7 protein-coding genes are annotated in these 16,185 nt (G+C 59.4%); 1 reads left to right on the forward strand and 6 read right to left on the reverse strand.

Going from position 1 to position 16,185, the window contains the following annotated elements; all coding sequences use genetic code 11:
* Positions 1–64 precede the first annotated feature (64 nt).
* From IHQ71_RS29300 to IHQ71_RS29315, 4 genes are all read right to left on the reverse strand, one after another.
* Positions 65–2,218, reverse strand: coding sequence for a S8 family serine peptidase (locus IHQ71_RS29300; protein WP_258163201.1), 2,154 nt, complete (start codon positions 2,216–2,218; stop codon positions 65–67).
* A gap of 603 nt (positions 2,219–2,821) precedes the next feature.
* Entirely contained in the window at positions 2,822–4,105 is a 1,284-nt protein-coding gene (locus IHQ71_RS29305) for a hypothetical protein (RefSeq protein ID WP_258163202.1), read from the reverse strand.
* 18 nt (positions 4,106–4,123) lie between these two features.
* Positions 4,124–5,683, reverse strand: coding sequence for a CHAT domain-containing protein (locus IHQ71_RS29310; protein ID WP_258163203.1), 1,560 nt, complete (start codon positions 5,681–5,683; stop codon positions 4,124–4,126).
* Positions 5,680–8,082, reverse strand: a complete 2,403-nt coding sequence (locus tag IHQ71_RS29315) for a hypothetical protein (protein ID WP_258163204.1) — start codon at positions 8,080–8,082, stop codon at positions 5,680–5,682. The genes IHQ71_RS29310 and IHQ71_RS29315 overlap by 4 nt, the downstream gene beginning before the upstream one ends.
* 448 nt (positions 8,083–8,530) lie before the next feature.
* Here IHQ71_RS29315 and IHQ71_RS29320 point away from each other — a divergent pair, with 448 nt between their 5' ends.
* Positions 8,531–9,775, forward strand: coding sequence for a conjugal transfer protein (locus IHQ71_RS29320; RefSeq protein ID WP_258163205.1), 1,245 nt, complete (start codon positions 8,531–8,533; stop codon positions 9,773–9,775).
* A 573-nt stretch (positions 9,776–10,348) separates the two neighbouring features.
* Here IHQ71_RS29320 and IHQ71_RS29325 read toward each other — a convergent pair.
* Complete coding sequence (locus IHQ71_RS29325) at positions 10,349–10,657, reverse strand: hypothetical protein (protein WP_258163206.1); 309 nt, start codon at positions 10,655–10,657, stop codon at positions 10,349–10,351.
* Positions 10,658–10,684: 27 nt separating this feature from the next.
* Entirely contained in the window at positions 10,685–15,640 is a 4,956-nt protein-coding gene (locus IHQ71_RS29330) for a S8 family serine peptidase (protein ID WP_258163207.1), read from the reverse strand.
* Positions 15,641–16,185: the final 545 nt, after the last annotated feature.

A 16,185-nucleotide genomic window follows, 5' to 3' on the forward strand; every position in this document is an offset into this window, starting at 1 on the left:
CCTAATATACGATCTTGCGTGATCGGAAACAAGAAGCAGCAACAATGCGCGCATTTTTTCCCTCCTAGACCGACGGCGGCTGTGCTGTCGGGAGTTGTCCTGCTGGCGGTTGTCCTAACGCATCGCCACTGGCCCGTCCGTAACCGGAGCGCGGATCCCAGGCGCCGGCGGCGGCCGCGGGGTGGGACTGCACCGAGTCCTTCAGACGTTCGCGTAACTGATCAATCGTTAGCTCCTGATTGTTGCGCTGAGCTTCTGCAAAGACCAGGGCAATGAGGCCAGTCGTGGCGGGGGCTGCCATACTGGTGCCCGATTTTCTGACGATCCCGCTGCCTGTCCTCGATCTCGCAGCGAAGACCGCATGGCCGGGCGCCGACAGTTCGGGCTTTTCGCGCCCATCACGAGTTGGCCCGGAGCTCGAGAAGCTTGACATGGGAAAGTTTGCCTTGTGTCCGTCATAGGACCCGACAACGATTGTCGACTTGCCTGTCGAGATTGAACCAAGCGTATGGGTGAACACCGGCTGTGCGAAGGACGCCTGGGCTAGGTCGTTGCGTTCGATCCAGGCATGATATTCGACCGCCGCTCCGTCATCGCTCTCGAGGCGCATGATCCATTCGCCATCGCTCAAGCCCTCGGCAATCCATACGCCAATCATGTTGTCGTGATTGTTAGGGTCGTCGAGGCGGCTGGAAACAAAGAGCACAACATTGTTGCCTGTACCTATGGGCAGGTTTTCTCCGGGTCGGACAGGCCCAAACGGCGTTCCGTCGGGCGCAATCATGGTGGCCCTGAGTCGGCTTGTCCCGGGATACCAGAGCTCCACTTCCGCACCGCCAGAACCGAACTGCCGGATAGCGATATCATGGGGACCTGCTGCCGGAGCCAGCCCTTCGGTATGCGTACCGTGCTGCTGCGAATTGCCTGCAGCGATGACGACTGCGCGGTTCGGCTTCTCCTGGACCAGAGCGTCCAGCCCCTGCTCGACCAACGACAAGCCATCATGCGGCCCGCCATTCGTTCCCAGGCTCAAATTTACCACACAGGGGCGATCACCAGCCATATTGAAGATGAAGCGGACGGCTTCGAGCAACTGGACTGAATCGCCGAAGGATTTCTGGACCACGGCCGGACCCTGCCAAGCGATATCGGAACTCGACGCCTCAACGAATATCAGGTCGGCGGCCGGCGCGACACCAGGCTGACCGGATCCGCCGCCGTTGCCCGCTGCAATGTCCATGACATGAGTGCCGTGGGTTCCCTGTTGCGAGAGGCTATCGGGTCTTGGACCATAGCCAAGCGTGTCATAGGGATTGGCTGTCGCTAATGCTCCATTGATACTCGCCGCATCGAACAACTGACCATAACCGAAAGGGCTTCCCGCCTGAGTGATCGCGCCTTGGTTCCAGATGGCAAGCAGACGCGTCTTGTCGTCCCGCAGAAAATTCTTATGAGCGAAGTCACAACCAAAATCGACAATGCCGATCACGACGCCTTTGCCGCCCTCGGGATCAACCTGCTTTGCGGCGAAGTCCATTGCGGTCACCTTCATCGCCGGAAGAGTCGCCGCAAGCGCGGGCCGAATCGGCTGGGATGCCTTTAGACTCAGGACCGGAGGCTGGCCCCGGACATATTCGACGCGGTTGATCGGTATCCTAGCCGTCACGATCCAGGAACCGTCATTGGCATCCTGCAGGCGCCCAAGTGTAGCGCCCTCAATGACATCCTCAAGATTGGTCCAGGCCTCGACGCTCGACACACGTGCGACCACCGCCACCTCATCTCCGTCGGTCGAGGCGACGGCCAGGTTTTCCTTGCCACATAGCCGATTGAGAATTGCGAGTTGCAGTCTAGGGTCCAGTGCGGACGAGACTTTCAAGGAAAGTCGCTTCAGCTCCTTGGACAGGATTGGCACTGAGGCACTCACGCGCGTGCTCAGCTTGTCGCTCTGAAAAAGCGGGCTGATAAGGCTCGTCGCGGCACTGACTATCGTACTGAGAGCTGCCTGGGAGGTCGCAGCGCCAACGACCTGTGCAGCGGCGTTGGCAGCAACACGAAACGCCCAGTCATTCTCTCCCCCGAGCAGTGCCATGGACGGGCGAGCAGCAGCAATGGGCATCCCTTGCGCGCTTTCGACGGGTTCACTGGGAGGCGCGCCCACCTTCGAGCGGGAACCTGCTTTCGATGTCTTGGGCTGCCCTCGCGATTTTCTGGCCATTGTGTTTCCCCCCGTCAGCTCTTACCCACCAATAAGCGCTGATGAACGGTGCGGCGAACTGCCCTATGAGGGGGCAGCGCCTTGACCAATCTAAGCGCTCTATCCAGCGGCAGAAACCTACTAGGGGTCGCGTTACGCGAGCGTTACAGGGCGCCGCAGGAACCGCATTGGTTCAAAGGCCAAAGATTGGTCACAAGCGCGCCGTATATAGGGTTCAATCGAGGGCTGCGCATCGCGCCTTCAACCTCTCAATCACCTCCTCGAATTCCGGTCGGGGATTATCCCAGCCAGCAGGACGGCTTGTCGAAGGCATCGTTTTTTCTGAGGCTTACCGCAGCGGGCCGCAGTATCTTTTGGACAGTGCAGGCAGCTCGTGGCATTGCGGCCGCGGCTTCAAGACGAGGGGGTGTAGCCGCGATGAAGTGTGACGGGCGACGTCTCATGCTCGTTTGAGCCCTGGGCCGCGACGTGCCACGCTTGCTTACTTGGACCTGAATTTACCGCGACCCATGCCAAGACAATGCGATTTAGCTCCTGAGGTTTCTTGACCCGAAACAATTTGGCCTTCGATGCTCCGGGATCAGCCACGACTCATTACGAATGCTAATTCGTCCCGTAGGAACTTTTTTGTATTCCCATAATAGCGTCGGCCACGTCTCCGGCGGAGCCGTCCCTGTTCGCGAGTTCGTTCCGGAGTTGCGCTGCTCGTTTCCAGGCACTCTCGCCTGATCTGAGAGCCTCTCTCTCATCGGTGGTGAGCGAGAGTGAGCTCTGCTCCACCAGGGGACCATAGATTTGCGGAATCCCGCTCACTGCACTCAAGAGGTCGTGCCCTTCTTCCCCGCCCCGCGTGAGCCCCGCAGCTTCCGTCGGCTTTCCGAAGACCTTCGCGGCTTTGTCGAACTCCAGCAGGTATCCCGCGAGCGCGGCGTCACGGTCACGCGCGATTAGTTCGGAGCCGTAGATGGTACGCTGAAGTTTGCGGAAAGAATTTGTTGCCGCGCCATCCGCTCCATTGAAGGACTCGATCACTTCCTCCCACTGTGTACCAAAGAGATCAGGTGCGGTGCCGCTCGCATCGATGATGGTCTCCCGTCGTTGCACCGCCAGTAAGCAGTAATCGAAGTCGGTGACCAGAGGGGAGTCGGCTGCTTCCCCCGTGCGGAGCCGACCACCGGACACGAACAGCTTTCCCTTATGGGGCGAGTTCTCCGGTGCGTTGGAGATGAGCAGATACCCGCTTTGCTTTAGCAAGCCCCCATGCAGCGCCTCCACTTGCGGCGTCACCCCGTCTATGCCGAGAAGTTCGTTGAATCCCGAATAAACCTTCTCAGCGACGGCGAGTGCCGGAGCAAGTGCTCCTCCCAAGGCTCCGCTCACGCTCCCCATCACATTGAGCAGTGTGCGCGCAATGTCATCGCCGGGCACAGCGTAGAGCCCGACGAAAGCCTGAAGGTTGTTGAGCGAGACCGGCATCAGGCGCACGATCTCAATATCGCGCAGTTCTACCCAACCAGGACGCGCCTTTTCGTTTTCGGGCGCGTCGGGCTGGATCTCCTTCAGGCGCTGGCGAATGGTATTCGGACCAAGCGAAAACGGTACGGTCTGTGGTTTGCCGCGGGACCGAAACTCCGCCAGGCATAGGAATAATGGGAGCACCTTTACAGCGAACCGTCGCGAATCCGCGAGATGAAGACCGGAAAGCCGAAGGGTGAAGTAACAATCTCCGGGGGTGAAAGTCTTCCCATCCACCAATTCGGGGTCGCGGTCATGGCGGATGCGTTCAGCATCAATCCATTCTACCAACCTCGGGACAGTCTGAGCACCACTAGCTTTGCGAGCCGTATCTACCGCTTTCTTAAAGCTGAACAAGTCCCACAGCGACATCGAAATTCTCCTCGTTTCTTAGACAGTTGTCCATTCGTCGTCCTGAACCACGAGCATCGGCGAGACGAAAGTAGGGCTGTGAGGGAACGCGGTTCGCACCGCGCTCCCGGCAGCGTGGAAGGCACGCGCCAGCGGAACTTGCTTGCCCAGCAATTCATGCAATTGGCCCGTAAAGAACGCTGCCTCCTTATCGTTGACTTCCCAACGGAAGCCGATAACGGCGGGAATCCCGGCCTGTGATAGGCGGAACACGGCTTCCGGGCCGCTGCTCTCGCACGACGATAATATGACGAGTTGGACTTCAGCTTTGCGAGCCCAGGCTGCGAACTCGCTTACTCGCAAAGGGAGCACGTCGCCGGGCGCACGGCCGGGCAGGATCAAATACGTGGTGTCGTTGTCAGCCCGAATGCTGTGGCCAGCATAATGGATGATCTGCGGTTTAGGGGTCTGGGCCGAGGGTGCCGCATCCAGTCGATTCCGCAGCACTGCCAACGCGTTCCCGTCGGCCGTCAGTGCCAGTTCCTCCGGAGCAACCAACTCCGCAAGTTTGCGCGCTTGATCGACAGCATCGAATTCGACATCCAAGGCCTGCAACGGTCCAAACATCCGCGCGCCGCCCGGACCAGGAAACTCGTATCGTCCATGCGCATCCGACTTGACGAAGATAATTTGGCCTGTGAGTTGCGCGGCATTCGTCAGTGCGGAAGCTGTCCGCGACTCGCTGGACAGACAGACGCGTCGAGCAATCGGCGCAAGAGAACGAACGAAGTTCTTCTTTAGCGGGTCATACAGCATCTCGAACGGCACATTGACGAACGGATTCGGCGAGTCCGGGCCAGGGCTCAGCAGGTTGAACCGGACGTGAACGCGGTCAAGCGTACCGACCTCGTCAAGGCATTTGGAGATCGCAGCGGTTACGGCTTGTCCGGCGTAGTCTGTTTCGTAAGAGATGTCTTCCCCCGCTACTTTCAATACATCGAACCAATTGTCGGTATAGCGCGCCGAACCGCCGCTACGCTGAATCGGCGTCCACTTAGCGAATTGTTCCTCCAACCGTCCCATCTTGCAGCGGCCAGCCCAATCCCGACTTGAAGATGCGCCCACAAGCTTGCCATCAAGCGCAACTTCCGTGCGGATACTTGCTGCTCCAATCTGTAGTTCAACTTTCGCGGTGCGCGGTGCGGGCCCGCTGATTAGCGGTGAGTCAGCGAGAGCCGCCGCAATCGTCGAGGGTGCGTCATTTGCAAGCAGCACAGTATCGGATGAACGCGACGCTATGCTCTCGAGACGCTCCGAGGGAAACGGAGACCACACCAGAAGAGGGATGATTTTGTCTGCCTTGCGCAATGCGTCAAGAACGTCGGTTGCTTCCAAGAGAGCGTCGCTCTGATGCTGGCCCGGGGCCGCGAGGGCACTGATGAGAACGCTTGCAAATTTGGAGGAGCGCAATGCCGCAAGCGACTGGATGACTGAACGGGGGCCAGGTACACCTGTGACTTCAACGTCATATGCTTCGAGCGCGATCTGCAGGAACTCGATCCAATTGGCATCAGGAGAGACAACGAGGAGGCGCTTCATACTGGCACCTCTTCGAATCCGGGCGAGTGATCGACGCTATCCTTGTCGGACTTTTCCAGCCGTATGATCCGCATTCCCCCTAATATGACCAACGTCCTGCCGCCTTCTCGCCGGACCTCAAGCCTTGCGGCATGCGCCCTCATCACTTTCCGAACAGCCTCGGTAGCGTGCGTTGCTACTTCGAATGCCATGGATTCAACGCGAGCGATTTGATCCGGCTGGTTGGAGTCCAGCGGCTCTTCTGAAAGGGCACTCACGATAGATGCGCTATTCTGAGTTGTCAGAACTATCTTGACGAACGCCTTTGAACCGACTTCCTCCAATGAGACCCTTAGGGGGGACTCTGCTGTACCTACGGCAAGCAAATGGCCGAGAAGGGAGCGGAACGCAAAGGCGAGGCGCTCCGGATCGCCCCTAACGACCAACATCTTGTCAGGTTCAAAGCCAAGTTCAATGTGCTCTACCTCGTCATCTGGAAGAAGTGACCAGAAGCGCCGCAATTCTGCCGCGAGGTCGAGAAAGCCGTTACGGCGCTTAGGAGCTGAGACGACATCGAACACGGACGCAATGCGCTCGAATGGTAGATCCGCTCTGGACAGATTGCGCGAAGCGCGGTCTATCAAACCACGTGCCGACGAGGAATCCTCGGCCGACAGCTTTTTCTGCGCGCTAGCGAGCAGTGCTCCCGTCAGGAGCAAGCGTCCATGGGCCTGTGCGGCCACGGTCCGCACCGCAGTTTCCATGTACTTCAAGGCGCCGATCCATTCCGCTTGTTCGACATCGGCCAGAAGTAGCACTCGGCGGTGAAATGCCTCGTCCCTGTAGGAGGCTACCGCTAGCGCGGTGCGTATGATGCCATCGGCTCCTTTTAACCGAAGGTGCATGCCGACGCTTGAAACCTGATCACCTGCGAGGAACTCGCGGGTCGTCCTATCGGCCGCATACCTCTTGAAGTCGGTGCGCTTGTCGCTACGAGAAAATATATGTTCCTTTGGCAAGCCGAGCAATTTTAGGGCCGCGACGTTGGCCCTTTCAATGCGTGTGGAACCGCCAAGCACGACGACGCCCTGCTCCACGACATTAAGCAGAGCCGCCGCGAGCCGCGCCTCAAACCACAGGGCGACCGCGCGCTCAATCTCGAGAATGACCTGTCTTAGCACTTCCTGGTCGGGGCGGGGAAAGGCATTGAATTGCGATGACTCAAGGTCAAGTATCCATTCGATTTCGGCGTCAGCGCGAAGGCCGATCTTGATCGGAAACGTAAGCGTCGACTTATGGTAATCGCTCACCCGGATGTAGTCGTGAGGCGTTGGCTCCTGCGTCACGTCCGCCACATAAAGTGCATGCCCCTTGTCCAAAGTTCGACCGAGCATCCCCGCCGTCAGGGGCTGTTCGTAATTGGTTGTGAAACTTAATTCTCCATGAGAGTCGTATTCCGCAACGACCTCAAACATGTTGCGAGCTCTATTGACGCGGAAGAGGCCTACATACTCCCACCCAAAGCCGCGACTGAGTTTTTTCACGAGTTGCCGGGCCAATTCCGTAGGCTGGGCGTCCGGCGTAAACAAACCCACGAGCTCCTGCGCAATCACCTGCGTACGCGCTTCGAACGCATCCTGAACTCGTCGCAGCACGCTTTCGAGGGACAGTGCGTCGAGCTTGATCTGATCGGCCTGTCCAAACGGACCGTAGGAATTGTCGCGTCGACGGGCGAGCGTGAGCACCGCCTTGACCCGGTTTCCGTCAAAGAGGGGTGCAACCAGGTAGCTGGTGGCTCTTCGTGCCTCGTATTCGCGTGTGACAATGTTGTTCCGCATGACTTCTGCGTGCGGGTTCTCTTCGTAGAATTTTTCAGAGTCCGCGACCCAACGCACCTCCCCCTCCGCCCAGCGCGCGAGACCTTCGGGTACGTCGACCCACCGGGCTGGCCATTGAAACTCGACGCCGCTGTCCATTGCAAAACGCCCTCGGACAAGCGTGGTGCCAGTGGTCGCTTCGTCGCCATGATAGTATTCGGCGAAGCTGACCAGATCGAAAGGGATCTGCCGCTGTAGGATCGCGATGACCGAACGCAACATCGACTCCGGTTCCACGCCCGGTCCGCACGCGTCGAGCATTTCGACCGAAGCCTTGGGCGGGGTGGAAGAGTCAGATAGGCGCATTGCGAGAAGTGCGGCCCGATCGAAAAAACCGGCGACAGCCGCGTCCAAGTCATTGTGACGCACGTGTTCCAGCGCGCGCGTGAGATCGCGCCAGTCGATCCCGGGATTGCGGAGCTGGACCGCCAAGGATCGGGCCAGATTAATCCAACGGTTCGGATCCGGGCTCAGAGCAGCTGTCGAAAACAGCGATGCGAGCTTGGTTATCCCGGATTCCTTATCATACAGCAGAGGTTCCATTCGCCATTTCCATGTCGATTGTCGCCACAGTCCGTGCGTCGCGGTCGCAAGCGGCCCCCGACTATTCATGGCCACCGAGACGGCGGCCATGAATAGTCGGGCTCATCTAGCGGAATGCGCTGACCTACTCTGCTCGGCTACCTTCTCGAACACCGTGTGCAGATGCAATCCAATCACAGGTCACGTGACGGAGCCGTTACATCGTCATCTCAAACAATGATTGGCGCGGAGCGCTAGGCTGCCGACCCAATACTTTGCACTACATTCGCAGGGAACCAACCACCGCTTTGCCGCTCGCGTTGTAACGAGAGAGTCACGCCGCATCTGCTTAGATGATCCCCCACGAGGCGACGTCTACCGTCTGACCGAGATCCGGGATCGGGATGTGGCTCAGTCATGACGTCCACCGTCGCGGCATCAACTCATTCAAAGAACGGAGGTAAGGGATATGCAAAGGCTCGAAGGCATTGCCGAGGTCGATTCCGACAGGGTCATCGCCGAGTTGATTTCGGCGGGTTTGTCGGTCGCAACGAAATTCCAGACGCCAGACCGGACCTGGACCTTGCTCGTCGACGGGCCCGGAGACGCCATGTCAGCGGCGAGAAGTCTCGTGCCCGAGGACGTCGATTACAAGCCTCCAGTCGCAGCATTGGATACGCCTTTGCCGATAAAAGCAGGGCCTGCGGGCAAATTCGTTTCCGCCCGCAAGATCGGCGACCGCCGCATTCTTTTCATCGACGAGAACGGCAGGGATTTTATCCGCGAAGGCGGGTCACGCGCATGGAGGAATTTCAACCCCGGCAATATCAGACGCGGTACCTTCGCGAAAAGCGCGGGTTCGATCGGAGACGACGGCGCATTCGCCATTTTCCCCGACGAGGATACAGGGCTGGAAGCCGTGGTCACCTTGTTGAGATCCAAGTCCTATAACGACCTCAGCTTGGTAGACGCCGTTTTCAAATACGCGCCGCCGTCCGAAAATGATTCCAAGACCTATGCCAAGTTCATCGAAGATCAGACCGGAATTAAGCGGACCACGGTCCTGTCGACATTGGGCATCGCCGAGATAAGAAAGATCGCAAGGACAATAAGGCAGATAGAAGGCTGGTCGAACGGTTCCGAGCATCCCAACATGCCGCCGTCTTCGTTGTCTGCGGACACGCAAGCGGTCGCTTCCGCTGCGGCTTCGGCGTCCGACTGGATGAGCACCGCGATAAGTGAAAGCCAGCTCCCTGCCAACGACCGCACGCAGTGGATCGACCCGGGCGAAAATCCGCGCATCCTGAATTATTTCAAGGTAGGCGCGCCCTGGTTCGATCCGGTTGGCGGTGACGAAGTCGACTGGTGCGCGGCGTTCGTGAACTATTGCCTCGTGACGGCCGGCTACATCGGAACGGAGCATCCGGGTGCGCGGTCGTTCTTCTGGAACAAGAAAAAGCAATTTGTTTCCCTGCCTGCGCCGACTTATGGCTGCGTCGCGGTGCGACGTTACGATCCCTTCACCGATCCGGAGTGGAAAACGGGCACCGGACATGTCGGTTTCGTCGTAAGCAGTACGGCGACGACCGTCACCCTCCTCGGGGGCAATCAAAGCGACACCGTGCGGACGACGACATTCCCGCTGGAGGAAAAGACCTCGGCCGGGAAGCTACTGTCCAAGTTCGTCGCCTTCATGATGCCAGTCGGCAACTGACCCGTCTTCGACCGACCATCGCGTGGGAGATGGACAACAACTATGGAGCCTGGTGCTTTTCCAACCGTCAACGTCAAGGACGTGAACGACGGCCTCTCGCGGCAGCTACAGCCGCTGTTGGATCTGACCTCCGCGAACGCGTCTGGCATCTCGGATCTTTCGTTGGCCGCACCTGTTGCCATGTTCTCGTGGGAAGCGCCAAAGCCCTCAAACTGAAGGAAGCGGAGCGCCTCGTGCTATCCACCAGCACCGATTTTCTGACGGCCTTCCTGATTGGTCTCGGTCGGCCGCCAACATGACGACACCGAAAGCGGTGGAGGACTGGCTCGGCTAAGACAGTGGGGAGAAGCGCTGCTCGGCAACTATTCCGACGCGCTCGAGAAAATAGCCCCCGAATTCTTCGAGCAAGTCCCGATACCGGATCTGGTGGAATTCGAGGCACTGCCCGATCAGACTGGGCGTGCGATCCAACAATGGACGACTACATGAAGTTGGCTCTAAATTCGGAAGGAGGGCATTTTAGACATACAAACTTCTTGGTCGAGTACGTCATCGACCGCTTCACGACGTTCTCTAAGAATCGTGGCGGGGCTTCGGGAGGATATCGTCAACCGCAGTGGGAAGGATGGACTTGACGCGTGAATCACCGGCAATCTTGCGTAGCATCGACACGTCACCATGGACGGCAAACGACTTTGCGATGCGGCTAACCGGGCCTATCGACGCGCCTCCCGCTGTTTTAACAATTTCGTGTGCCAAGGTTTCCACTTCGGAATTTGGCACATCTTCGCTCAGAAACACTTGCAGGCCGGGCTCGGCTGAGCCCGACTGCTCCAGATGTTTCATGACATCAGCCTTTTCCCAGTTCGGCGACTGACCCATGACAAATCCTTTGTTACAACGTCGACTCTACTTTTTCGCATTGCCGCGCCGTCGTGCTGCACCAACCGCCGGAACCAGCGCCGCTGCCGGCACCCCGACGCATTTGAGCGCCTTGATGGCGTCAGGCACGCCTCGGTTACCCCGGCTTTTATCCATAGTTGGTGGCAGCGTGCAGGAATTCAAGATGCAGTCCTGTATTTGGGTCACTGTGGCAAGCGGGTTGGCTTGGCACAGGATCGCGGCGAGCCCGGCAATGTGCGGCGTTGCCATCGAAGAGCCGGACATGGTTGCATACCCTCCGCCCGGGATACACGAGACGACATCGACACCGGGGCCCACGACATCAGGCACGAGCGCGTCTCGGTCGCGAAGGAAGGTCTCGCTGCTCGAGAAATCCGCGACCAGGTCATTGACGCTGCTGGCGCCGATCGAGAGAACTTCGGCATAGTTGCCCGGTGAGCGGCTTGACCCCGCATATTCGTTGCCGACAGCGATGACCGGCAGGACGTTACCATCGATCAACGCATTGATGAGGACCTGAAAGGCAGGTGTGAATCCGCGCAGTCCCAGTGACATCGATAGGACACGTGCACCTTGCCCGAGGACCCATTCCATGCCGCCGATGATGCGCGTGATGACGTCGCCATTTTCGATGACGAGTGCGCTCGCCAGCTTGCAACCGGGCGCCACGCCAAATCGTGCACCGTTGGCAAGTCCACGGCCGGCAATCGTGCCGGCAGTATGGCTGCCATGTTGACCGCTATCGCGGGGCGCCGCGTTGTCCACACGCCGCCCCGCGAGATCGAATTCGGCGAAGCTGTGAAGCGCATCGGCAAGCGCAGGGTGCGTTGCGTCGATGCCCGTGTCGAGATGGCCGACGATAACGCCCGTGCCGTCATAGCCCGCAGCCCACGCGTTGTCGACGTTGAGCCGGCGAATGCCCCACGTAACGTCTACCGGCTCAACTACTGCCATGGCTGCTGCCGGTCGGATCAGGCTGAGCACCGGTGCCTCGTGAATGGCGCGTGTTGCCGCATGGTGCCTGAGGTTGTTGATCGTCCTCCAGGTCACAATTCCGACGGCGACGCCGAGACGAGGGAACACGGTGACGGGTTGGGGCCGTATCTGGTGTTCCTCCGCGCTGTCGATCGCCGCGGCAGCGGCAAGATGGTCCGCCTGCGCCATGTCGGGAAATTCGAAGCACGCTTCGAAAGAAGGATCACCGATGGAAGCGGCAAAGCCCTCAGCGCCCAAGGCAAGTGCCGCGCCCGCAGTGTCGCGTCTCAGCGACACAAGAACTTTGGCAAAGCCCGTCCGCTCGATCGCGTTATCGACGTCGCTTGCCACGCGCGGCTGGGCCGGCGGGCGGGCCATCGCGCTTGTGCTTTCTGCGGGTGTAGCGGCCGCCGCAGCAGCGCCCGTGAAGCTGACATGGAGATGATTATCGTGGCCTCCGAGCGGAGTGACGCCCGATATGTTCGGATCGTTGAAGAAGATCGTCCTGATGGGCATCACCGCATTTTTGCGGACGATATCAACAAGGAGCCGTGTGCGGGCGGATGAGTAGGAGGCGTCCTGCCACGTCGAACCTTCTGCCCTGGCGTCTTTGCGCGGAACACGAAAGTCGACGTCGATGCCATGCTTATGATCCTTATGTGGTGGCACTGGCCCGCCGCCGTCACGGCTGATATTGCCAACGCCCAGCCGTATGCCAGTCGCTTGGAAGTATTCGTCGGCTATGGCTCGCACGGCCTGAATCGTGAGCGCAGTTCCGAACCTTTTCTGGACGGGGCCGTAAGCGTAAAAGCTTGTCTCGGAGGCGGGCAGTTGCACGTCAATTGGGGCGACAGCCGCAGCCATTGCGTCGTCGGAACTGTCAGGTGCCTCACACGCCGTCTCTGCCGTGTCTTCTTCGAATTGTTTGATTTGCGACGGCTCCGAGAGGGCGAGCGATGCCGAATTGTCGGCGAGTTTGCCATTGCGGGCGAGGACGTAGACATGTGTCTTTGTCCGCCAGCTCAGACTGGCCCAGTCCCGTGTGTCCGGCCCGAAGCCTCCATGAGACTCGGTCGTTTTGCCGTTGACGATCAGCAGGACGTGTCCAATTCCCGAGGCTGCGTCCTGTGGGCGCAGAAAGGCGATGCGCACGACGCCGTCGTTCAACGCACCGTCCGCCGGTGTGCCTTTCAAAAATCTGTTTGCCTTGACCCAATCATGCTGCACGACAGAACCGTCGGGAAACTTGAGTCGCGGCGTAGTGACCCGGCGGATGGCTTCGCGTATGAAGCCGCTGCAATCGACCTGAGTGAAATCGCGTCCGGGTACCGCCCCAAAGAACGGCACCTTGTCACCCAGTCCGTAGCGAACGCGCGGGGTCGACGACCTGCAGGCGTCGCGAAAGGCGAACGCGGCACTGCTGTCAAACGCAATGGTGCTCGCCACAACGGCTTGAAGCTCAGCCCCTTCCGGGTCGCCACCAGGAACGCCAAGATTGGCGAGCATGCGGGCGGTATCGAGATCAGCGCTGGCGTCTGGGTCGAGCGGGGCGTAGCCAGGATCCTCATCGGCTCCCCGGGCGATATCAAGCGCAGCAACGGTGCTCTGCGCAAGACCTAACCCGTCACCGTGCGCGGCTTCCTCGCAATGGGGCAGAAGGCGCATCACATCCGTTGCATATTGTTCGGCGCGCGGACCGGAGCCATTATAGGCGCGCACCGCAGCGCGTATGCTGCTGCTGCCCGTCGCAACAAACTTGCGCTGTAGTTCATCGACAGCACGTTTGACGCATTCCCCAAAATCGTACCACTTCCGCTCGCGGAAGAACGCTTCGTCAGTTTGAACGTGTTGGAGATCGTACTGGAAGATGCCGTAACCTTTGTAGATCATCGAGGAGGCGTTGAGGCCGCGCGCGGCGCGCGCTTTGTTGGTCTCAGCGATGAGGAGGTTGGTAAATACCTGGCCGTAGGTGGCGCGAAATTCAGACGTGTTGACAGGGAAGGCTGATCGCGGGGCACCGGAAACGTCGCCACTGGCATCATAGACGCAGAGCCTCAGAATCTCTGCCGAGCTTCGACCAGCGGTCAGCGGCAGCCAGTAGATTCCCGCCTCGCGGCAGGCGATGGCGCATAACAACGGCACGCTGAAACGCGTACCCCGCACCGCGTCGTCGAGTTCGTCGCGGAAATGCCGTACCATCCAGCGTGTTACGGCCTGCGCAGTATCCTTCTCACTATTGGCTACGGCAAGAAAAGTGCCGTCGAAACTTTCGCCTCCGGTTCCCGTATTCTCCAGCCCCAGTTCCCGTCCGCCGACCCATGCGTGTGGCGGTATGGGTAAGTCAGTCGCATCGCTTGTCCCGAACCTGTTGCCAGCTTCAGCCACGCCGAGATAGGCCCACGAACTCTGGCCAGCCGCCGCCGCCGAAAGCTCAATGGCATCCCCGATCTCGCTCGCGTCGGCCGTCTCGAAGCCGGCGCTCTCCACGCCGGTTCCGAGATAGGATTCGATGCCGCGCGCAAGAGCCTTCGCGATCCGAATGCGATATGCCTCGGTTTTCAGCTTTGCTTCTTCGTCAACGCGGTCGAGGAAGCTGACCTCAAGCAGGACAGCGGCGGTGCGGGATGAATGGCTGACGCGATCGATAACCCCGAACGCAGCCTGCTTGACGCCGCCAGGGTGGGATCTGTTGCGATCGGAAAGACCCAGTTCCGAGACCATGGACCCTTGCACTGTGACGCAAAGACGTCGGGAAGCGTCGATATGGTTGTTGTGGACGAATGTCTCGGTGCCCTGTGCGTTATGGTTATCCGAGGCGTTGAAATGGATTGAGACGAAGACGGGGGCGGCGCGCATTTTTGCCACCGCCGCCCTGTTCGCCAGCGACAGGTTGTTGTCACCGTCGCGCGTCAGCAGAACCTCGAATCCTCGGCCTTCGAGGACCGCCTTGGTCTTCTTCGCGACATCGAGCGTCAGAGTCTTCTCGAGCGTGCCCGATGGGCCGATCGCGTTGTTCCAGCTTGAACCACCGAGCTTAACGGGAGGAGCTGTTCCGCCATGGCCGGGATCCAGCACGACAACTGCTCGGCTTGCCGCCTCGAGGCTGGGCAGATTGCCGCCGGCCATCGTTTCGAGCGCCGCGATGGCGATTTCGGCACCGTCCGGGCTGCCGCCGGCGGCGCTCTCAGTGGCAATTTCGGCTGCCACTATTGCAATCGCCTTGCGAAATTCCTCGGCCGCGCGGCCAAAGCCTTCATTCTTTGGATGCAGTTCGTCGAACCAGCTTGCGCGACCCTTGTCGACTTTGCCTCGCAGGTCGACGAACCGAAAATTGCTGAACTCGGACTCAAGTGCTCGCAGTCCTGAGGTGAACCTATCCAACACTAACCCGACGATCTTGCGGCCAATGGCAAGCGAAATGCCGCGATCGGCCAGCGGTTTGCCGATCCATCGGGCGCCGTCCTGGGGGTAGGGCACGTCATAAGCATGGCCGAGCACCCGGACCTGAGGAAAGCGCAGGCGCACGTCGGTCAGGATGCTGCGATAGGCCGCCAAAACCTTCCGCAGTTCGGCATCGAGCATTGGCAGGTTCAATAGATCCTCGGCCTGTTTGCCTGCGGCAAAGGGGAGCAGCAAGGCGGCAAAGCGTCCGTCGCCGAGAATGTCGTTGCCGCCGCCGGAGAGAATCAGAATTCTCGCCGAGCTCTGGGTCAGGGCGGGAAGATATTCCTTGCGGGCAGCCATGTCCTCGACTAGGTCACCGGCGGCGCCCAGCGAAAAAATCGCCTTGTCGGAGTCGTTGCCGAGCTGGTCAACGATATCATCGAGCAGAAGCGGATACTGGGTCCAGCTATCGCCCTCTTCGACTATATGCAGCCCTTTGAAACCAATCGCGGTCTTTGTCTTGTAGGTAACCCAACGGCTCGCACGGGCGATCTTGTTGGCCCAGTTGAGGGCTGCATTGCTTTCGAGCGCGACCTCGGCCAATTGGCGCTTGATTTCAGGCCTTAGCTGGATAGCGGCATCGAAGGGTTTGTCGGCCTCCTGGGAAGGCTCGTAAAGTTCGTGAAGCAGCTTTTCGAGCGCCTCCCGATCGCCCGCGGCTACCGCTGCATCGATCCGTTCCTGGATCGTGTCGGCAAGTGTCTGGCCTTCATGCACATTCATAGCCGGCATTTTCATTCCCTCCGACGAGCATGATTGGAAAAATGTTTTGGCGCAGATGCAATTCTGAGTGGGTCCGGTCCCGCGAGTTGACCTAGCGGCCCGGGCGTTACTTGCCCGTTACAAGGCGTCTCGAATTGGTGCTTGACCTGCAAGAGGTAATATTATGGGACCGGTAGCGGTCCGGATGCGATCGATGACAGGGACTGCCGTGCCATCGTGCCGCGGCCGGGCAGAGCGAGGGTGGTGGAAACTCACCGCATCACGCCGGTGGAGACCCCATATGCAGCCTTGTAACGTTGCCGTCACGGCATACTCGCTATTTCTTCCGCAAAGCTTGGAGCCTTGCCTAACTTCTCGTCGCCCGG

The organism is Rhizobium sp. TH2, assembly GCF_024707525.1.
In the GTDB taxonomy this organism is placed as follows: Bacteria; Pseudomonadota; Alphaproteobacteria; order Rhizobiales; family Rhizobiaceae; genus Rhizobium_E.